The 20,066-nt window shown below is 39.4% G+C and carries 17 protein-coding genes; 7 read left to right on the top strand and 10 right to left on the bottom strand.

Going from position 1 to position 20,066, the window contains the following annotated elements; genetic code table 11:
- Positions 1-13 precede the first annotated feature (13 nt).
- Entirely contained in the window at positions 14-559 is a 546-nt protein-coding gene (locus tag LKE40_09420) for an RsmE family RNA methyltransferase (GenBank protein MCH3917663.1), read from the top strand.
- A gap of 423 nt (positions 560-982) precedes the next feature.
- On the opposite strand, the gene murA is transcribed toward LKE40_09420, so the two are convergent.
- Complete coding sequence (gene murA / locus LKE40_09415) at positions 983-2,275, bottom strand: UDP-N-acetylglucosamine 1-carboxyvinyltransferase (GenBank protein MCH3917662.1); 1,293 nt, start codon at positions 2,273-2,275, stop codon at positions 983-985.
- 291 nt (positions 2,276-2,566) lie between these two features.
- Between murA and metK the strand changes: the two genes are divergently transcribed.
- Positions 2,567-3,721, top strand: coding sequence for a methionine adenosyltransferase (gene metK / locus LKE40_09410; protein MCH3917661.1), 1,155 nt, complete (start codon positions 2,567-2,569; stop codon positions 3,719-3,721).
- 89 nt (positions 3,722-3,810) lie between these two features.
- Here metK and LKE40_09405 read toward each other — a convergent pair whose 3' ends face one another.
- From LKE40_09405 to dnaA, 8 genes are all read right to left on the bottom strand, one after another.
- Entirely contained in the window at positions 3,811-4,500 is a 690-nt protein-coding gene (locus LKE40_09405; GenBank protein ID MCH3917660.1) for a protein jag, read from the bottom strand.
- Between the two features lie 101 nt (positions 4,501-4,601).
- Complete coding sequence (gene yidC / locus LKE40_09400; GenBank protein ID MCH3917659.1) at positions 4,602-6,452, bottom strand: membrane protein insertase YidC; 1,851 nt, start codon at positions 6,450-6,452, stop codon at positions 4,602-4,604.
- An 80-nt stretch (positions 6,453-6,532) separates the two neighbouring features.
- A complete protein-coding gene (gene rnpA, locus LKE40_09395; GenBank protein MCH3917658.1) occupies positions 6,533-6,892 on the bottom strand; it encodes a ribonuclease P protein component in 360 nt (119 codons plus the stop codon).
- The gene (rpmH, locus tag LKE40_09390) at positions 6,873-7,040 is read right to left on the bottom strand and encodes a 50S ribosomal protein L34 (GenBank protein ID MCH3917657.1); all 168 of its coding nucleotides are present in this window, start codon (positions 7,038-7,040) and stop codon (positions 6,873-6,875) included. The genes rnpA and rpmH overlap by 20 nt, the downstream gene beginning before the upstream one ends.
- A gap of 163 nt (positions 7,041-7,203) precedes the next feature.
- A complete protein-coding gene (locus tag LKE40_09385; GenBank protein MCH3917656.1) occupies positions 7,204-7,518 on the bottom strand; it encodes a DUF721 domain-containing protein in 315 nt (104 codons plus the stop codon).
- Positions 7,511-8,554, bottom strand: coding sequence for a DNA replication and repair protein RecF (gene recF, locus LKE40_09380; protein MCH3917655.1), 1,044 nt, complete (start codon positions 8,552-8,554; stop codon positions 7,511-7,513). The genes LKE40_09385 and recF overlap by 8 nt, the downstream gene beginning before the upstream one ends.
- 44 nt (positions 8,555-8,598) lie before the next feature.
- Positions 8,599-9,720, bottom strand: coding sequence for a DNA polymerase III subunit beta (gene dnaN, locus LKE40_09375; protein MCH3917654.1), 1,122 nt, complete (start codon positions 9,718-9,720; stop codon positions 8,599-8,601).
- A 355-nt stretch (positions 9,721-10,075) separates the two neighbouring features.
- Positions 10,076-11,614: a chromosomal replication initiator protein DnaA gene (dnaA, locus tag LKE40_09370; protein MCH3917653.1), complete on the bottom strand. Its 1,539-nt coding sequence runs from the start codon at positions 11,612-11,614 to the stop codon at positions 10,076-10,078.
- 305 nt (positions 11,615-11,919) lie between these two features.
- On the opposite strand from dnaA, the gene gyrB reads away from it, so the two are divergent.
- Positions 11,920-13,911, top strand: a complete 1,992-nt coding sequence (gene gyrB, locus LKE40_09365) for a DNA topoisomerase (ATP-hydrolyzing) subunit B (protein MCH3917652.1) — start codon at positions 11,920-11,922, stop codon at positions 13,909-13,911.
- A gap of 77 nt (positions 13,912-13,988) precedes the next feature.
- On the top strand, positions 13,989-16,460 hold the full coding sequence (gene gyrA / locus LKE40_09360; protein ID MCH3917651.1) for a DNA topoisomerase (ATP-hydrolyzing) subunit A: 2,472 nt from the start codon (positions 13,989-13,991) through the stop codon (positions 16,458-16,460).
- 509 nt (positions 16,461-16,969) lie between these two features.
- On the opposite strand, the gene LKE40_09355 is transcribed toward gyrA, so the two are convergent.
- Positions 16,970-17,197 (bottom strand): NifU family protein, encoded by a 228-nt coding sequence (locus LKE40_09355; protein MCH3917650.1) that lies wholly within the window; start codon positions 17,195-17,197, stop codon positions 16,970-16,972.
- A gap of 142 nt (positions 17,198-17,339) precedes the next feature.
- Between LKE40_09355 and LKE40_09350 the strand changes: the two genes are divergently transcribed.
- The 3 genes from LKE40_09350 to LKE40_09340 are packed head-to-tail and all read left to right on the top strand — an operon-like array spanning position 17,340 to position 20,001.
- Positions 17,340-18,101, top strand: a complete 762-nt coding sequence (locus LKE40_09350) for a ParA family protein (GenBank protein ID MCH3917649.1) — start codon at positions 17,340-17,342, stop codon at positions 18,099-18,101.
- Entirely contained in the window at positions 18,091-19,044 is a 954-nt protein-coding gene (locus LKE40_09345; protein MCH3917648.1) for a ParB/RepB/Spo0J family partition protein, read from the top strand. Before LKE40_09350 ends, LKE40_09345 begins: the two co-directional genes overlap by 11 nt.
- A 9-nt stretch (positions 19,045-19,053) precedes the next feature.
- Positions 19,054-20,001, top strand: a complete 948-nt coding sequence (locus tag LKE40_09340) for a peptidylprolyl isomerase (protein ID MCH3917647.1) — start codon at positions 19,054-19,056, stop codon at positions 19,999-20,001.
- The last annotated feature ends 65 nt before the right edge of the window (positions 20,002-20,066 follow it).

Here is a 20,066-nt window from a genome sequence, read left to right as displayed (position 1 = left end):
TAGTACAGATGAGTTGCCGGAAGAAAATGAGAATTTGCCGAATCTACATCTTTTCCAATGTCTCTGCAAAGGGAAAAAAAATGAAACCATACTTCGTATGGCAACAGAAATAGGAGTAGACTCTATTACCTTCGTGCAAAGCCGTTTTTGCATTTCAAAGAAAGATAACAATTCAGAACGTTACGGAGCAATAATAAAGGAAGCCATACAGCAATCAGGATCACTGAAGGATACAAAACTAAATGATGTAATTCCTCTGATGGAACTTCCGTCTTTCTGGAACAAAAAAGGAACTTTGCTTTTCTTCCATCAGAAAAGTCTGAAAGGTCAGCTATCGTTGAGTGAAGTACTGCAGGACTATCCGATAGAGCGCCCCTTGGCCTTGCTTATAGGGTCTGAAGGAGGGCTTTCCGATGATGAATGTATCCATTTGCTATCCAATGGAGGAATTCCGATACTTCTCAAGACAAATATATTGCGTGCAGAAACTGCTGCAATATATGCACTGAGCTCTGTCCAGACTTTGTTACAAGAAAACAACAAAACAAGAAAAATTTAATTTTCTTTTCCAACAGAGACCTGAAGTTATCCACAAAGGTTTCTGAAACTTGTGGATAAATAGTTGTAAATGGCATAGGAATTGCATCATACATATACCCTAAAATTTAATTTTTACCGCCCTTTAAATATAAATACATATCTATGAAGAAATAATATTTATTTCCTTTTATTGTAAATAATTATTAAATATCTAAACATGTGTTCACTAGTATGTTAGATTTGGTTTGTTATTCCCATACCAAAGTTATCCACAAGTAATTTTCTTTTTGGCATTTTTTATATCGTTTATATAGCTTTCAATAGCATTGCTATCCAATATTATTACTACCTTTTAGCATTCTCCCATACTAATATTCATGGTAACGGGATTTTTTTCTTTGGCCGACAATTCATTTTCCCAGACAAAAAAGAAGCTTCCCTCTCATCCAAACAGACAAGGTTCTCGTGAAATATCGACACCAAGCTGACGAAGCTTGCCGACAATATCTTCGTATCCCCGTTCAATCTGATAGACATTGTCAATCGTAGAAACTCCATTGCTGCACGCAGCCGCTATGACAAGAGCCATACCAGCCCGTACATCAGGACTTGTCATGGCCGTAGGTTGAAGTTTGCAAGGACCCTTTACTACAGCACGGTGAGGATCGCAAAGTACGATATCAGCACCCATTCTTATCAACCAATCAACAAAAAACATCCGGGATTCAAACATTTTTTCATGCATCAGGACAGAGCCATCCAACTGTGTAGCACAGACCGTAAGGATAGAAAGCAAATCGGAAGGAAATCCTGGCCAAGGAGCGTCATCTATCTTGTTCGTACCACCATCCAGACCTGTCGGAATCTTTCGGCAAAGGGAAGAAGGAACAAAAAGCTCATCATCTTTCCTTTCAAAGACAACTCCAAGCTTAGAAAAACCATTTGCAAGGACACTTCCGATGTGCTTGCCTGTAATTCCTTTTATAGAAACTTCCCCTCCCGTGGCAACAGCAAGCCCGATCATCGTCCCTACTTCCATGTAATCGCATCCGATGGAAAAGGTACATCCTTTCAATTGTTTTTTTCCTGTAATGCAAATGAGATTTGATCCAATCCCATCGATGGTACATCCCATCAGCTGCAGCATCCGGCAGAGATCCTGTACATGAGGTTCACAGGCACAATTGAATAGTACCGAACGATCTTCAAGCAAGGCACAGCAAAGCAATAAGTTTTCTGTTGCAGTCACAGAAGCTTCATCAAGGAAAATTTCAGTTCCCTTCAGTTCTTTTGCTTCAAATATAAGCAAACCATCCTGAGCCTTACAGCTTGCTCCAAGGCTTTCAAATCCATGGAAATGGGTATCGACTCGACGAACTCCGATAACATCTCCACCTGGTGGTGGTAATTCCACTTCATGTTGCAAAGCAAGCAACGGACCGACAAGAAGAATAGAAGCTCTTATAGCCTTGACTTTAAGAGGATCTGGCTTACCTTGCCTTTTTCCACTTGTAATACGAATCCTACCATGTCCGATTAGTTCAATTTTCGAACCGAGATCCTCAAGGAGAGCACACATAAGACGGATATCTTCTACATCAGGTATATTCTCAAGTATAACAGGTTCATCAGTCAGCAATGTCGCAGCAAGGCAAGGAAGGGCTGCATTTTTATTTCCACTGATGGTTACTGTCCCTTTGATTTGTTTTCCACCCTTGATTCTATACATATACATCAGCCACCTCTCCTTTCAACATACAGAACATACAGCTACATGCGAGAAAAAACTACTACACTTTTATATGGCAATTTGTGTCAACACCTAAATTTCTCTATCAAATTGTTACACATTCTCAATAATCTGACCATAGGCATTTACAACCATTATCAGTATATTGAGTCTAACGTCGATTTGATAGCCTCCCGGCTTGCGGACGTAAAAAGCAAACTGCTAAAAAGGGAGGGACTGCACATACAGCCTCTGTAACCTTCTTCCCAGTTTATCAAAAATAAGGAAGGACAAACAATGATCCAACACAAAAACAATCATGTCTTCACTTCGGAAAGCGTAAGTGAAGGACATCCTGACAAAGTATGCGATCAGATCAGTGATGCCATACTCGATGCCTGTCTGTCTCAGGACCCGGCTTCCCGTGTTGCCTGTGAAACCCTTGTTACAACCGATACGGTCGTTGTTGCAGGCGAGATAACCACAAAAGCTAAATTTGATATCGATTCTCTGATCAGAAGTGTAATCAGCGATATCGGCTATACAGAACCTGGTTGTGGCTTTGATGCAGAAACCGTACAGATAACCAACCTGATACATTCCCAGAGCCCTGATATTTCTCTGGGAGTCACCGCTTCTACGAGCTTGTTCGGAGCACAAGGAGCAGGAGACCAAGGCATGATGTTCGGCTATGCTTGTGATGAAACAGAACAGCTCATGCCGGCACCTATCATGTACTCTCATAAACTGTTGCAGAAAGCTACTGAATTGAGAAAAACAGGCAAGGCACCATTTCTACGCCCTGATTCAAAAAGCCAGGTATCAATCGAATATGATAAAGACAACAAACCTGTAAGGATCACCAATGTCGTCATGAGCCATCAGCACAAAGAAAATATAACAAGAGAATTCTTGGAGGCATATCTGCTGGAAAATGTCATCCATCCTATTCTTGATCCTACTGGCCTCCTGGATGCTGACACAGAATTCTTCATAAATCCTACCGGACGTTTCTGCGTCGGAGGTCCTGCAGGTGATACCGGCCTTACAGGAAGAAAAATCATTGTGGATACCTATGGTGGCATGGGCAGACATGGCGGTGGTGCTTTTTCTGGAAAAGACCCTTCAAAAGTGGACAGAAGTGCAGCTTACATGGCACGTCATGTGGCCAAAAACCTTGTTGCAAACAAACTGTGTTCCCGTTGCGAAGTTGAACTGGCTTATGCAATAGGTGTACCTAAGCCCGTATCTATTCTTGTAGATTCTTTTGGTACAGGAAAACTGGATAACAGCAAATTGGAAGAAATCATTGAAAAGAACTTTGATCTTACTCCATCAGGTATCATCAAAACCTTTGACCTTCTGAGACCTATCTATAGGGCATATGATAACTATGGCCATTTCTGTCATGAACAAGCACCTTGGGAACAGATTATTACCTTGAAAATGTAATTATTTGTTTCTGCTTGTTGATAGAAATTCAATAGAGAAAAATAAAAGGGAAGGACGGAAACTCCTTCCCTTTATCTATCTCTTCTCTTTTATTTTGTAGGAATTACTCGTATCTGCTTATACAGACCGTCTCCTTCACTCTTAGTCGTTACACCCTCAAAATCATTGAGTGCCGTATGTACTAACCTGCGTTCAAACGGATTCATCGGTTCAAGAAGCCTTGAACGACCACTATGGGAAACTTGCTCGGCAGTCTTGAAAGCAATCCTGACAATTTGCTCTTCATGACGTACTCGATAATTTTCACTATCTACGATGATCTTCAAATCCGGATCAATTTTTCCGGCAAATACATTTGAAAGCAATTGCAATGCATCCAGGTTTTTGCCTTTTCTACCAATGATTATGGAAGAATAATCACTGTCAATTTTCAATCCAAGCTTGTTTTCCTTTCGATAATCCACGCTTACATTGCTTTGATACCCCATCTTTTCCAGGACATTTGTCAAGAAAGTAATTACTTCCTTTTCCAAATCATCATTTACGGTACAAGGTACATCTTCATTGTCCTTCTTTTCAGCAGGTACGGCAGCAACAGCTTCAACAGCTTCGTTGCCTCCATCAGCATAATGAATTCTGATATGGACATTTTTCTTAAACAATCCCTTTCTTACAGGCTCCAGGACCTCCACATCAAAATCTTCACGCTCGATTTGAAGCTCTTCAACAGCTTTCGCTATTGCCTCGGCCTCCGTACGCCCTTCAAATTCTTTAGTCATATTTTTCTCCGTTGCAGAAGAATAGCATTTACTGTTCTCTGCAGATAATTTTCCATTGCAAAAAAGGAAGGGAAATATACAAGCTCTTTCCCTTCCCTGATTCACTTCTTTTTATTCTTTTTGTTTTCGATCTTGAAAGTCTTGTTGGATTTTCCTGAAACTTCTTTCTTCTTCAGCTTTGAATTGGCATAAGCCTGCTGAATCATCGTAACAAGGTTCATGACGGACCAATACAGCAACAGACCAGAAGGAGCACTGTAAAGGACAAAGAAGAAAATCAACGGCATGCCATAGGTCATGAATTTCATCATTGAAGCAGTCTGTCCTGCAGCTTCACCCTGGCTTGCCTGTGTCATTTTCATAGAATAGATCATGCTGACGGTATAGATTATCGGTAACAGATGTAACTGATTGCCAATGAAAGGAATAATAAATTTAAAAGTAAGTACGGTATCAGGCTGGGAAAGATCTGGGATCCACCCAGGGATGAACATAGCTCCTCTCAATTCAAAATGCCTGTTCAGCAAACCATAGAAAGCAATCAAAATCGGAAATTGAATGAGCATAGGCAAACAGCCGCTTACAGGATTGATATGCTCTTTCTGATATAGTTCAGACATTTCCTTGTTGAGTTTGTCAGGATTATTTGAATACTTATCCTGTAGTTCCTTTATCTGCGGACTGAGTTGAGCCATTTTTGCTGAACTTTCGGTACTCTTTTTTGTCAGGGGATTTGTTGCCAATTTCAACAGAATAGTAATGACAATGATGGCAATACCATAATTAGGTATAATCTTATAGATAAGATTGAGGCAAAGCATGAGGAATGCTTCAAGCCAGCCTAGCCAAGCAGAAGTTTCAAGAGCTCCTTCAAGTTTCAGACCTGACAACCCGAAGGCATTGTCATTCTTGTTATCATATATCCTCATTGCTTCCTTCAGCTGCGGACCACAATAGAATCGGAAAGTATCTGTCTTGGAAGCACTCTTGACAGCAGGACGTGTCCAGTACATAGAATCTGTCTGCACCACATTGCCGACATCGCTATCCTGGACCATTGTCACATGGTATTTCGTAGCATCAGGAATTGCAATGATAGAGAAATATTTTCCTACTACGGCACCCCATGTAAGATAGTCATCAGTAGAGAATTTTTTATCAGAAAGCTTGACTGTCGTTTTCTTCTTGGCACCATCTTTCATATAATAAAAACGACGATATGAATAGTTGTTGTTCGGCATTGAGGTAAAGGAAGGTCCTACTTGGGGTTCAAAAGCCAATGTATAGGCATTGTTTCCGAAATCAAGTGGCAACGCCTTGTTCACACTGTTGACGTTCTGTATGTCAATCTGAAAAAGATAATCATCCTCACCGAATGTATAGGTCTTGGTCAAAGTAAAGGTATTGCCCTTTGTTCCGTCATCCTTGATCATGGCAAAAGTTTTGGTAAAGATAACCTTGTTTTTCTCTACCTTATAGGAGAATGGACAATCAATAGGATTCGTCCTATCATCGCCTGCATACATAAGGAAAGCATTCTTTCCTGTATTACCATTGAAAATCAAATCAACGGAAGAACCATCTATTGACTTATGATTTTTCAGCTTCAAGGAAGCTATGGAAGCTCCGGCTGTATCAAAAGTGACATCAAAAACATTGGTTTCATAATGAAATTGCATGTTCTTTGCACTATCATCAACAGCAGTAAAGGAACCAGACAAACCAGAATTCCAAGCTGAAGCAGAAGGAACAGAAGCAAAAGAATCAGAAGAAAAATCGTTTGTACTTTGGCTTTCTGCTACCTCTGTAGGTACCTCTGTCGTTTTTCCCGCAGTAGTCTCTGTTGCTACTTGCTCATCCACAGATGGGGAAAAAAATGTCGACTGTATCAACATGCTCCCCGTTATGACAACAAAAAACAATACAATTGCCAGAACTGTGTTTTTGTCCACGTGTTTTCTCCTGTATTATACATCTTTGGTATAATAGTTCAGGAAGACAAAAAAGAAATATCAAGGGAATATGAACAGTGCTATTTTTCCGGTATCGAAAGATACACCCCGGCTTCAACACAGAGATTAATGAGTTTCTTCACTTGCTTGTCATGGTCAGAGACCTTTCCTGGATATACCAAAAAAACAAAATCAAAACCAGACATCAAATACTCTTTACTACATCTCCAGAATTCTTTTACCTGCCGTCGTATTCTATTCCTCTCTACAGAATTTCCATAATGTTTTACAGGAATTACGATTATTCGGCTAAATTCAAGTCCATTTGGTGCAGTAATCAGCTTCATACCACGGCATGAGACTGATTGCCCTCGTCTGAAAACTTTGTCGATGTCTGGTTTTTTTCTGATTATCTCAAGCTTAGTAAGGTTTTTTCTCATCGCTGACAGTCAATTTATGTCTACCTTTTGCTCTGCGGCGTGCAAGGACTGCCCTTCCGCCATAGGTAGCCATGCGGGCACGAAATCCAAACTTCCTGTTTCTCTTCATCTTACTTGGCTGATACGTTCTCTTACCTTTGTAACTCATGGCAATATCTCCAAAATTTCATCGCTTTCGCGGCATAGTCTTCTTTTTAAAAGGGCACATACCCTCTGAGTGGCTTAGTATACAGAGCAAGTAAATATCCGTCAATACCTGAACAACGTGGACATATTGTTTTCCTTCTTGGTATTCATATAAGGAAACATTCCTATTTTGTAATTATCTGTATTGACTTGACTAAAAGCTTAGGGTAATCAGCATTGATTCTTTTTAGAATTCTTTTCTTTGAAAATTCAAATTTTTGGTTCCATGCTGGATGATCCGCTATCAAGACAAGTGTATCATATTTTCTTTCATAGATACGTACATGTTCTGCTAACGTCTTGCCTACGATATCCTGCCAATGCAAAATCAGTCCTTGTTCTCCAGAATCTTCTACGCGGAGTCTGGACAATATAAGCTTTACTATTTCACTACCTGGTACTGCATCATTGATACACACCCTCTCTTCATCATCAGACATGCTGCATCAATTCTCCATTTCTTACATCAAGCATCAACTGATATTCTGTCTGCTTTTCCTTGAAATATGATTCCTCAGGCAGAAAAGTAAAGAAAGCTTGACTATAGCCTTCAAGCAAAGAAAGAAAAATACTTCTTTTTTGATTATCCAACTCCAAAAGAACATCGTCAATGAGCAATACAGGTTTTCTTCCTGTCTTCTCTTGGAAGAATTTGCTCTGGGTTGCACGGAGCACAAGTGATGCCAGTCGCTGTTGTCCCGTAGAACCAAAAGAAGAAAGTGCACCATTATTTGAAATAACAGAAAAATTATCACGGTGGATACCTGTATTTGTAATCTGAAATTTCAAGTCACGTTCCCTGTTTCTTTTCAGTTCTTCCATAGCTTCTTCTATCGTGCTGCAATTTTTCCAAGAAGGCTGATACAGAAGACTTATACCCGAAAGGGACGAGACTCTTTCATATAAAGAAGAAAAAAGTCCGTTCATATCTTCCACGGTTTCTTTTCTTTTCTTCATAAGGGAAAGACCGATTTCACAAAGCATCCGGTCATAGATATCAAGCAAATCAGTCTTGCCGCTTTTAAGATAAACATTTCTCTGCCTGAGAATCCTGTTATATCTACGCAAGTCATCAAAGAAAACAGGATCATACATGCTCATTGTCTGATTGAAATATTTTCTTCTTGCTTCAGGTACACCTCTGATAAAATCAATGTCGTCATGTGAAAAAACAATACAAGGAATAGTATACATCAACTGTTTTCGATCATGTATGACTTTACCGTCAAGGACAATTTCCTTCTTGCCTTTTGCTATTTTGAAATGGATTTTTCTTTTTTCTCCATTGTCATCTATGAAAAGAGCAGAAAGAGAAACCTCCTTTTTCCCATATGAAACAAGTTCCTTCAGATTATTGGTTCTGAAGGAAGAAGCATAGCAAAGTACATATATTGCTTCAAGAAAATTTGTTTTTCCTTGTCCATTCTCTCCAATCAGCAGTACTTGTTGCGCATCCGTATCGATTCCTTCCTGCAAGGAAAGATTCCTAAAAGACTTTGTGACAATACGGAGGATACGCATTAAATCTGCTGAATAGGCATGACGATATGGAAGTAATCGTGGGAGCCTGTTTCCGGAATCAGTTTTATGGACCTTTCGGGAGAATCAAAATTCAACGAGAAATATTCACCTTCCATTACGTTGAGAGGATTGATCAGATATTCGTAGTTGATTGCAATATCACAGGATTCGCCGCTATAGTCACATTCAAGTATTTCTGAAGCCTTTCCCTGATCGGTAACATCACTTGAAATGGTCAATTTATTTTCCCTTAACTGTAGATAAATTTTATTTGATTTATCAAGAACAAAAATGGAAACCCTATTTATAGCATCCTTCATATCAGAAATATTGAGGATACATTTGTTCTTTTGTTCACCAGGGATAATCTTGTTATATTTTGGAAAAGTACCGTTTACCAGAGCTGAATAGATAAAGATATTTTCGTTTATTCTTGCACCGATGAGGTTATCGGTTATTGCAAGTTCCAACTTCGCATCAGAGGAAAGAAATCTTTTTAGGCAACCTATGAATTTGTTCGGAATGATTGCTGGAGGAAACAAAGGAATTTCTTCACTGATTTTTCGTTCGACGATAGAAAGACGTTTGCCGTCTGTAGCAACCATGTTTATGCCTGTTTCGGTCCTATGCATAAAAAGACCACAGAGGAAGCGTCTGGTTTCATCAGTGCTTACTGCGAAACTTGTCTGTTTTATCATATCAGTCAAATCTGCAGAATTGAAATCAAAGAAGGTAAGGTCATCTGCATTTTTCATCGTTGGAAATTCAGAAGATTCGATAGTCTTGAGATCAAAGTTGAATTTCTTTTCAGAGTTTCCACCAGGCTGTACAATGAGAATGTCTTCCTTTGTTTCTGCGATTATATCAGATATGTCACTGAAGCCTTTCAGTACATCAAGAAGCCTTTCACAGTCAACTGTAGTTTCACCTTCTTCTATGGTCTTGACATTTATATAGGTAACAAATCCCAGGTTATTGTCTGTTGTTCTTAATTCCAAAGAATTCTGTACTGTTTTTAGAAAAACGTTAGAACTTATGGAAAGGGAACTTCTTGATGTAGTGAATTCCTTTGCTTGTCCGATTGAAGTGAGTAAGGTTTCCTTTTCACAAATAAACTTCATCTTTGTCTCCTTGTCTACTGATTATATAAAAAAGTAATAATAATAGTAATAGGACCTGTGGATATGTGGATAACTTTTTTAATTTATTGATATGAAAAAAATAATTGTTTAAGTTCTTGTGGATAGGCTGTGTATATCCTGTGCATAGATGTGTGAAATATCCACAGGCTTTCCACAGGTGTATTTTTTATCCACAGGCTTTCCACAGCTTTTCCACAGGTTATGCACAGGTATCTTTAGTTAAGATTTTAAGTTATGCACAAGATATCCACAATATATCAACAGGATATGCACAACTTATGCACAGTTTATCCACAGGAAAAGGAAAAAAAATTGTTTTTCTTTTGTTATTTTCTTAATTATTTTTAAAATTTAATATTTCAACTTTTATTGAATTGATTATTTTTTCAAGTTCTGTATCTGTTTTTGTAAGGCTTTCAATTCTTTCTATTGCATGCATGACTGTCGTATGGTCCCTTCCGAAATCCGTACCGATTTCTGTAGTGGAATATACGGTCATTTCTCTTGAAAGATACATTGCAACCTGTCGTGGTATAACGAATCTTTTAGTTCGTTTTTTCCCTTTGAGATCATATGGCGATACCTTGAAATGTTCAGCAGTAACTTTGATTATCGTATCAACGGTTATTGTCTGCACAACAGAAGAAGTACCCATTGTGGTGGGCATTATTCCGATTAGCTTTTGAGCTTTTTCAAGAGTCATATGCTCTTTCAACAAAGAAGAATATGCTGTGAGTTTCAGCAATGCGGCCTCAAGGTCCCTTACATTTGTGTTGATGCTATTACACAGATAATCGAGTATTGCATCAGGTAGCTGAGTTCTTTGTTCTTCACATTTTTTCTTGAGTATGGCAAATTTCGTTTCATATTTCGGTGGTTGGAGATCAACGTTCAGGCCTCTTTCAAATCTTGATTTCAATCGTTCTGTGATATCTTTCAGTTCTGAAATAGGCCGGTCACAAGTAAAGACCATTTGTCTTTTTGTTTCATATAGATCATTGAAAGTATGGAACAGTTCTTCTTGAGTGCTGCTTTTTCCAGAGAGAAAATGTATGTCATCGATAAGCAGCACGTTTACTTTTCTGAACTTGTTTTTGAATTGTTGTGTCTGTCCGGTTTTTATTGCTTCGATAAATTCGTTTGTAAACATTTCTGCAGTGACATATACTACTTTCTGTCTTGCATTATGATCGATTATATAATTTCCTATTGATTGCAGAAGATGTGTTTTTCCAAGTCCTACTCCTCCGTAGATAAGGCAAGGATTGAAATTCACTCCTGGGTTTTTTGCAATTACCGTAGCTGCGTTATAAGCAAAAGAGCTGTTGTCTCCTGGAACGAAAGCATCGAAAGTATACCTTGCCGTAAGGTTGCTTGCTTCTCTTCTTTCCATATTTGGATCTACGTTTTTCAATTGTTTTTTTTTAATTTTTCCGTCATCATCCACGGAAAGAATTGAACTGATATCAGTTTTATTTTCAAGATTTTCTGTCTTGTCAGGATAGACTTGGCTTTCTTGGCTTATTTTCGTCAATATATTTATTGGGTCAGTTTCTTTCCTTGCTTCGTCTGCCTGTCCAGACCTTTTCCTTATAAGTTGGTTCAGTTCATGTGAGGAATGTATTTCGAATTGGATACTGATTACTTGTCCTGCCATTTCGCAGAGGTCTTTTGTGAGAGTATCTTTGTATTTTCGTTTGATATAGTCCATAGTAAACTTGCTTGATACTGCAATGAACAGCTTTCCTTCTTCTGAACGAACATAAGCCATCTTCGAGAGCCATGTATCGGCTTCGTTTTTCGGTATGCTTTCCTTCAAGAGTTGAAGTGCTCGGTCCCAATAGGAAGCGTAGTCGTCTTCTGGAGTAATCATGATGACAGTGTAACGGTAAGGGCTTTTGCATGCAAGTAAAAAAATGTTGATGGATATTGCCTACAGAAAGTTGATGCAGGTAAAAGTTACGATATGTTGTCGACTTACTTGAAAAATTTTAATAAGGCTGGAATTTCTGATGATGATAAGCTTTCCAAGCTCTGATTCGAGTTGTAACAATATGCTTCACATGGTATAATGAATCAGATTAATCTTATAATTAATTTTCATTATCATACAAGGATATATTTATGGTTGAAGGTATCAAGGAGAATGAGTCTATCATGCCTGATGAACATCATGACATGCAAAAACCCGAAGGTAAGATTGAAGCATATGGTGCTGGCAATATACAAGTTCTGAAGGGTCTTGAAGCAGTCAGGAAGAGACCTGGCATGTATATTGGTTCAACAGGTATTGATGGTTTGCATCATCTTGTCTATGAGGTCGTTGACAATAGTATTGATGAAGCAATGGCGGGCTTCTGCACGGATATCAAAGTCTTTTTCGATATTGATGATCTTGGTAGGGAAGTCTGTACTGTAGAAGACAACGGACGTGGTATTCCGGTAGAAATGCATCCTACGGAAAAGAAAAGTACATTGGAAGTTGTATTGACCCAATTACATGCCGGAGGGAAATTTGACAAAAATGCCTATAAGGTTTCCGGAGGGCTTCATGGAGTCGGTGTTTCCTGTGTAAATGCATTGTCTGATTGGATGGAAGTCAGAGTATACAGGGCGCCTGATATATTCCGTCAGGTATATCACAAGGGTATTCCTGAAGCTCCTGTTTCAAAGTTCGGACACACAGACCGGACAGGGACAATAGTAAGTTTTACGCCTGATTTTACTATTATGGAAAGAAATTCCTTTGACTATGAAATACTTTCTAACAGGTTCAAGGAACTGGCTTTTCTCAACAAGGGTATTTCCATTGAAGTATATGATCGGAGAGACAAGGAAAAGCAAAAGGAAGAACGCTACCATGCAGAAGGTGGGCTTTCTCAGTTTGTGAGCTACCTTAATGAATATAAACACATACTGCATGAAAAACCAATTGATTTTGAGGGTGAAAAAGATAACATACGGGTTGAAGTTGCGATGCAGTACAACGACAAGTATGATCAGAAGATTCTTACCTTCGTCAACAATATCAACACGAGGGAAGGTGGTACACATCTTTCTGGTTTCAAAAGCGGTCTTTCCAGGACAATAAACAACCAGCTTCAGAAGAATACCAAGCTTCTGAAGAAGTTTGATGATAAGTTGGACCCTGCAGATATTGCAGAGGGATTGACTGCAATTGTTTCTGTAAAAATGCCGGAACCCCAGTTTGAGGGACAGACGAAAATGAAACTTGGCAATTCTTCTGTACAGGGATTCGTACAGTCTCTTGTATACGAGAAGCTTGGCAATTATCTTGATGAATATCCTGCCATTTCAGAAACAATCCTCAACAAGATCATAAGTGCTGCACAAGGAAGGATTGCTGCCAGGAAAGCCCGCGAACAGATTAGAAAAAAGAATGATACAGGAGGATTGCCGGGTAAGCTTGCCAACTGTTCGGAAAAAGATCCTGCAAAATGTGAGGTCTTCATAGTCGAGGGAGACAGTGCAGGTGGCTCTGCCAAACAAGGTCGGGACCGGACCATACAGGCTATTCTTCCTCTTTGGGGAAAAATGCTCAACGTGGAAAAGGCTCCTGAATTCAAGGTGATCGGCAATGACAAGCTTCAGCCTGTCATACAGACGATCGGAGCTGGTATTACCAGATATAACAACAGCATTGAGGATGAGTCCCCGGATGAGGATCCGGACAGTACCTTCGATATCGACAAGGTTCGTTATCACAAGGTAATTATCATGGCTGATGCTGATGTCGATGGTTCACATATTCGTACTCTTTTGCTGACTTTCTTTTTTAGATATATGCGTCCGCTGATCGAAGCCGGGTATGTGTACTTTGCCATGCCTCCTTTGTATAAGATTACGATAAACAAGAAAATTTTCTATGCCTACGACGAAAAGGAAAGGGTTAGGATACTTGAAGAGAATAATATCTCTGATACATCAAAAGGCGTTGCCATCCAGCGTTACAAAGGTCTCGGTGAAATGAATCCTGACCAACTTTGGGAAACAACAATGAATCCTGCGACAAGGAAAATCAGCCAGATTCACCTGTCTGATGCAGAGGAAGCTGATAGGGTTTTCTCCATGCTTATGGGTGAGGATGTTACACCACGACGTGAATTCATTGAAGCAAATGCAACGTATGTCGCTAATTTGGATGTATGAGGAAAAACAGCATGGACGATGAGCAGAAAATAGAACAGAACAAGGAAAACATCATTGTAGCAGATGTTTCGAAGGAAATGAAAGAGTCGTATCTCAATTATGCGATGTCCGTCATTGTCAGCCGAGCCCTGCCTGATGTAAGGGACGGGCTGAAACCTGTACATAGAAGAATCCTTTTTGATATGTATGAGATGGGGTTGAAATATAACGGAGCCTACAAAAAGAGTGCCAGGATCGTAGGAGATGTACTAGGTAAGTATCATCCACATGGAGATGCTTCAGTATATGATGCTTTGGTACGTCTGGCACAGGATTTTTCTCTTAGATATCCTGTTGTAGCTCCGCAGGGTAACTTTGGGTCCGTTGATGGAGATCCTCCTGCAGCTATGCGATATACAGAAGCAAAGATGAGCCGTATCGGTGAGGCTATGCTTACTGATATCGGCAAAGATACGGTAGATTTTGGACCGAACTATGACGATTCCCTTAGCGAACCGACAGTCCTTCCTGCGTCTTTCCCGTTCATGCTTGCCAATGGTTCTAGCGGCATCGCTGTCGGTATGGCTACCAACATGCCTCCACATAACCTAAAGGAAATCTGTGATGCAATTGATGCCCTTATCAAGAATCCTGACATTACCATAGATGAATTGATGTTGAATTATATCAAGGGGCCTGATTTCCCTACAGGAGGTATTATCTGTGGGCTTAAGGGGATACGTGATGCTTTTTCTACAGGCAGAGGGAAGGTAATAATACGTTCTCAATATGAGATTGAAAACCAAGTACATGGACATGACCAGATTGTGTTTACGGAAATTCCTTATCAGGTCAACAAGGCTGAACTTGTAAAAAAAATTGATCAGTACAGAAAGGACAATGCTATCCCTAATATAGCTTCGGTCAGGGATGAATCGGATAGGAATGGCATAAGGATTGTTGTTATACTGAAACAAGGGGCTGAACCATTGGTTGTGCTCAACCATCTATTTGCCAGAACGGCTTTGCAGTCGAATTTCAATGTCAATAATCTTGCCTTGGTTGACGGGAAACCGATGCTTCTTAATTTGAAGCAGATGCTGCATTACTATATCAAGCATAGGGAAGAAGTCGTTACCAGACGTACAAGGTATGATTTGCGGAAGGCTCAGGAAAGGGCGCATATCCTTGAAGGTCTCAAGATCGGGTTGGATAATATTGATGAAATCATTGCGATTATCAAACGGTCTGAAAACAATTCCGTTGCCTGTGATAGCCTTATAGCCCGTTTTGCTTTGGACCAGATACAGGCACAAGCTATCATAGATATGAAACTTGGAAGATTGTCTCACATGGAAGCTTCAAAGATCCTTGAGGAATTGGCAGATCTTGAACAAAAGATTACCTATTACAAGGATTTGCTTGCAGATGAGAAGAAAATTCTTGCTGTTGTCTCGGGTGAAACCAGGTCTATGGCAGATACGCTTTGTCCGAAAGACAAGAGAATGACTGCTATAATGACCCGAGAACTTGATGAAAGCCAGGTTGAGGATTTCATAAAGGATGAAGAAGTCGTTGTTCTTATCAGTAACAAGGGTTTTGCAAAGAGAATCCCTGTTGATGAATACAAGGCCCAAGGAAGAAGGGGTAAGGGTATAAAGACTGCAAAGCTCCAGGATGGTGATTTTGTTGAACATATGTTCATTGCTTCTACCCATGAGTATGTGCTGTTTGTTACTAACGAGGGGCTTGTCTACTATACAAAGGTCTTTGAAATTCCTGAGGCCAGCAGATATGCCAAGGGTGTAAGTATCAAGACACTGCTTCAACTTGCCGGCGGAGAGAAAATAACAACAATCATCAATTTCAAGGACTTTGATGAAGAGACTTTCCTTATGATGGCGACAAAACTTGGTGTTGTGAAGAGAACCCGGCTTGATATGTTTGTCAATGCAAAGAAGAGGGGTATCCGTGGAGTCTTGCTGGACGAGGGCGATGAATTGTTGCAATGTGAACTTGTACATGAAGATAATGATGTAATGCTTGTGACGGCTGATGGACTTGGCTTGCGTTTCAATGTTGCTGATGTAAGGGAAAATGGTCGTGCTACCCATGGTGTCCGTGGTATTCGGCTTTGTGAAAGTGATGAAGTTACCGGGCTTATCAAGGTAGATGAAGAGAAGCGTATCATGATGGTTACAGAGAACGGGCAAGGAAAGCAGGTCCGTTTTGAAGAATTCGTTACACATGGCAGAGGAACCAAAGGACAGAAGATTTATAGACTTAACCAACAGACAGGAAGGATTGTTACTGCTTTGGCGGTCAATGATGAGAATGATATAGTGATGGTTACTATGTTTGGACAGACAGTAAGAGTCCATATCCGAGATATCAATATCCTTGGGAGAAATGCTATCGGAGTAAAGGTCGTGACTTTGAAATCTGTTGAAGATAAGATTGTAGCAATAGCAGAAACTTCCGTTGAAGAAGAAGAAAACGAAAGTGAAAGTGAAACTTTGGCAGAAGACAAGGCCGAACAAAGTCTTATAGAGGAAGAAAATAAAGAATAATAAAATAAAAAAGTAATATATTTACCTAAAAAGCCTGCTAAAGTCTACAAATAGCAGGCTTTTTGTTTATTAGTTACTGTTTGAAAAGTAATCTTCTTTATTGTTATCTGTAACTTTATGTAGAAACATTTATATTATAGAAAATACATTAATTTATTTTGTTATAATAAAATAAATAAAATTAATTATAGTAAAAATGATAGCTTAAGTATCTTTTATGGAGATTAACCAACCAAGGCTAAAATATTTAAGATGTTTCACGTGAAACCGATGAAGGAAAAGGGGGGGAAGACAGAGGTTTGCGTAATTTGAAAATGGCTTGTAAAAAAACTCCCCTTTCTGAAATCTATGCGTTAAGAATCTTGGCAGGATTCTTTGGTTCAGAAAGGGGGCCGATTTAGTAAGTAACAGAAGACATTTATATGGTACGCCATGTTTTTGAATTTGTATAGCAAAAAAATAAAAAATAGGCACAGGGTTTCTGTGCCTATCCAAATGATAAAAATCAATTACATCATGTTGATGTTTTCTACGATTATTTCTGGATCGACTTTTTCTTTAAGATAGCGTTCTATTCCGCCCTTGAGCGTCATCTGTGATAATGGACACCCTGCGCAAGAACCAACTAGTTCTACAAAAACAGTCTTTCCTTCCATTTTGACAAAAGTAACATCGCCCCCATCATTCTGTAGGGAAGGGCGGATTGCCTCAATAGCTTCAACAACTTTTTCTTCCATTGTTTTCTCCTAGGTATTAAAAAAATACTCGACAATTACCGTTGCGTCAACAGATATGATTGTATTTCCCTTTCTTTTCTTTTTTATACATTATTGTTTTTTTATTGCTGACAGAAAATGATTTATCTTTTATCATGCAAGTATGAGTGCGGTCAGGATTATTTTTTTGAATCAGAAAGGCGGCGTCGGAAAAACCACCAGCGTGGTTAATCTTGGTGCGTCCTTGGCGAGAATGGGCAAGAAGGTATTGCTGGTCGATTTTGATGCCCAAGGAAATTTGACCAGTTCTGTTTCGGGAGATGCAAAGGCAGCAGGGACCTATGAAGTCATTACAGCACAGGTCAATGCCCTTGATGCCTGCCAGAGCAGCAGTATGAAAAATTTATATTTGCTTGCCGGAAGTGTTGATATCGCCGGTTTGAATGTGGAACTTGTTGATGAAGATGAACGTAATTTTTTTGTCAAGAAGGCTCTTGCTCCTTTGGATGATCATTTTGACTTTATTCTTGGGGATTGTCCTCCTTCGTTGGGAATTGTGACAGTCAATACGCTTTGTTGGGCTCGTTATGTCATTATCCCGATGCAATGTGAATATTTGGCTATGGAGGGACTTAACCTGCTGATGAGAACTATTGCCAGCTTGCGTCGGTCACTTAATCCTGAACTTGAGGTTTTGGGAATTCTTTTTACAATGTATAGCAAGAGGACAAAATTGGCCAATGAAGTCGTTGAAGATGTTTCACAGTATTTCAGAGATAAGGTTTTTTCTACTATGATACCAAGAAATGTCAGACTTTCTGAAGCGCCTTCTCATGGCCTTCCTGTTATTGCATATGATTCAAGCTGTGCGGGCACAAAAGCTTACGTTAAGCTTGCTGAGGAGGTGATTGCTCGTGTCGATTAAAAAAAAGACAGGGCTTGGCAAGGGAATGGGATCTCTTATAGATGGATATTCTCTTGATTTCCTTCTAGGAGAGAACGAAGAGGAAGGAAAATCTGGAACTATTGCAACAAATTCTGGGGCCGTTGTTCATGAAATTGAAATTGAGAAGATTCGATCAAACCCTCATCAACCTAGAAAAAATTTTGATGAAAAAACCTTGCTTGAATTAGCTGATTCAATCAAAGACCAGGGAATACTCCAACCGATTATCGTTGAAGAACTTACTCCACAAGAATATACTATTATTGCTGGAGAAAGAAGATATCGAGCAGCAAAACTTGCAGGTCTTAAAAAAATTCCTGTTCTTATAAGGTCTTTTTCAGATATGCAACGATTGGAAGTTGCTTTGATAGAAAATATACAGCGCGAAAATCTCAATGCCATTGAAGAGGCTCATGCATATGCTTATCTCCTTCAGGAAACTTCTCTTACCCATGACGAACTGTCAAAGAAACTCGGGAAGAGTCGTTCAACAATAACGAATAGCTTGCGTTTGCTTCAATTGCCGGAGGAAGTGCAGCAGGGTATCATTGAAGGTACATATAGTGCCGGACATGCAAGAGCTTTCCTTTCTCTTGTTAATCCTGCGGATCGGATTCTTATGCTAAAGAATCTCAGGGAGAAACATCTTTCTGTACGCGAAGCAGAGAAGTTGGCCGCTGATCTTAACCAAGGGAAAAAAGGCAAAAACACAAAAAAGGATGATAAAGAAAAGGGAGGTCAAGTTGGCCTGGATCCTGACCTGCATGACATTCAAGAAAAGTATATCCAAGCTTTAGGTTGTAAAGTAGAAATAAAAGGATCTTTGGATAAAGGGAAAATAACCATTGCCTATAAAAGCAGTGAAGAATTAGAAAGGATTTATCAAATATTGTCACCGGGTAGTGATTTGTTTGAAGTATAGGAGATATCAATGAGTGGAGAATTAGGAAATGGCATTTATGCTTTGATGGATACAGATAAGGGCCTTATTACTTTAAGCCTTGAATATGAAAAATGTCCAATGACAGTTTCTAACTTTATCGGTTTGGCTGAAGGGACATTGAATAAAAAAAATGAAGGTAAACCTTTTTATGACGGTTTGACATTCCACCGTGTCATTGACAATTTTATGATTCAGGGAGGCTGTCCTTTGGGAAATGGCACAGGAGGCCCAGGTTATACTTTTCCAGATGAATTTGACTCAACCCTCAGGCATGATGGCCCTGGTGTTCTTGCAATGGCCAATGCTGGACCTGGTACGAATGGCAGTCAGTTTTTTATTACACATGTCAAGACCGAATGGCTGAATGATAAGCATACGGTTTTTGGACATGTGGTCGATGGTCAGGATGTAGTGAATTCTATTAAGCAGGGAGATAAGATAAAAACTGTAAAAATTAAAAGAGTGGGAGAAAAAGCAACAGGTTTCAATGTTTCACGTGAAACATTCAAGAACTTTGTTGATGCAGCTTTGAAAAAATCGCAGGAAGCAGAAGAAAAAGAGAAAGCAGAACAAGAGAAGAAGATTAAAGAAAAATGGCCTGACGCCATTATGACAGAATCAGGATTGCAGTATGTTGTTTTAAAAGAAGGTAAAGGTGGCAAGAGTCCGCGTCAGGGACAGACTGTTACAGTCCATTATGAAGGCCGACTTATGGATGGAACGCTTTTTGATTCTTCGATTAAGCGAGGTTCTCCGGCTCAATTTGCCATAGGACAAGTGATTGAAGGGTGGAATGAAGCATTGAAGACCATGACGAAAGGAGAAAAAAGAGTATTGATTATTCCTCCTGAACTTGGATATGGTTCCTATGGCTATCCTGGAGTAATTCCTCCGAATGCAACCTTAATCTTTGAAGTAGAATTATTAGCTTTTTAAATTAGGGTAGAAAAATATTTCTTTTATGAGGAATCCTTAGGCAACCATTGCAAAGGATTCCTTTT

It is taken from the genome of Spirochaetia bacterium (assembly GCA_022482625.1).
In the GTDB taxonomy this organism is placed as follows: domain Bacteria; phylum Spirochaetota; class Spirochaetia; order Sphaerochaetales; family Sphaerochaetaceae; genus Pleomorphochaeta.
The sequence above is the reverse complement of the archived record's forward strand: the minus strand, read 5'-3'. Positions and strand labels throughout refer to the sequence as shown.

Coding starts and splice junctions, on each gene's coding strand:
- LKE40_09405 (MCH3917660.1), bottom strand. CDS start 4,500: ATGACTAAAGAATTTGAAGGGCGTACGGAGGCCGAGGCAATAGCGAAA.
- gyrB (MCH3917652.1), top strand. CDS start 11,920: ATGCAAAAACCCGAAGGTAAGATTGAAGCATATGGTGCTGGCAATATA.
- gyrA (MCH3917651.1), top strand. CDS start 13,989: ATGAAAGAGTCGTATCTCAATTATGCGATGTCCGTCATTGTCAGCCGA.
- dnaN (MCH3917654.1), bottom strand. CDS start 9,720: ATGAAGTTTATTTGTGAAAAGGAAACCTTACTCACTTCAATCGGACAA.
- rpmH (MCH3917657.1), bottom strand. CDS start 7,040: ATGAGTTACAAAGGTAAGAGAACGTATCAGCCAAGTAAGATGAAGAGA.
- murA (MCH3917662.1), bottom strand. CDS start 2,275: ATGTATATGTATAGAATCAAGGGTGGAAAACAAATCAAAGGGACAGTA.
- LKE40_09350 (MCH3917649.1), top strand. CDS start 17,340: ATGAGTGCGGTCAGGATTATTTTTTTGAATCAGAAAGGCGGCGTCGGA.
- LKE40_09355 (MCH3917650.1), bottom strand. CDS start 17,197: ATGGAAGAAAAAGTTGTTGAAGCTATTGAGGCAATCCGCCCTTCCCTA.
- metK (MCH3917661.1), top strand. CDS start 2,567: ATGATCCAACACAAAAACAATCATGTCTTCACTTCGGAAAGCGTAAGT.
- LKE40_09385 (MCH3917656.1), bottom strand. CDS start 7,518: ATGTCTGATGATGAAGAGAGGGTGTGTATCAATGATGCAGTACCAGGT.
- dnaA (MCH3917653.1), bottom strand. CDS start 11,614: ATGATTACTCCAGAAGACGACTACGCTTCCTATTGGGACCGAGCACTT.
- LKE40_09340 (MCH3917647.1), top strand. CDS start 19,054: ATGAGTGGAGAATTAGGAAATGGCATTTATGCTTTGATGGATACAGAT.
- rnpA (MCH3917658.1), bottom strand. CDS start 6,892: ATGAGAAAAAACCTTACTAAGCTTGAGATAATCAGAAAAAAACCAGAC.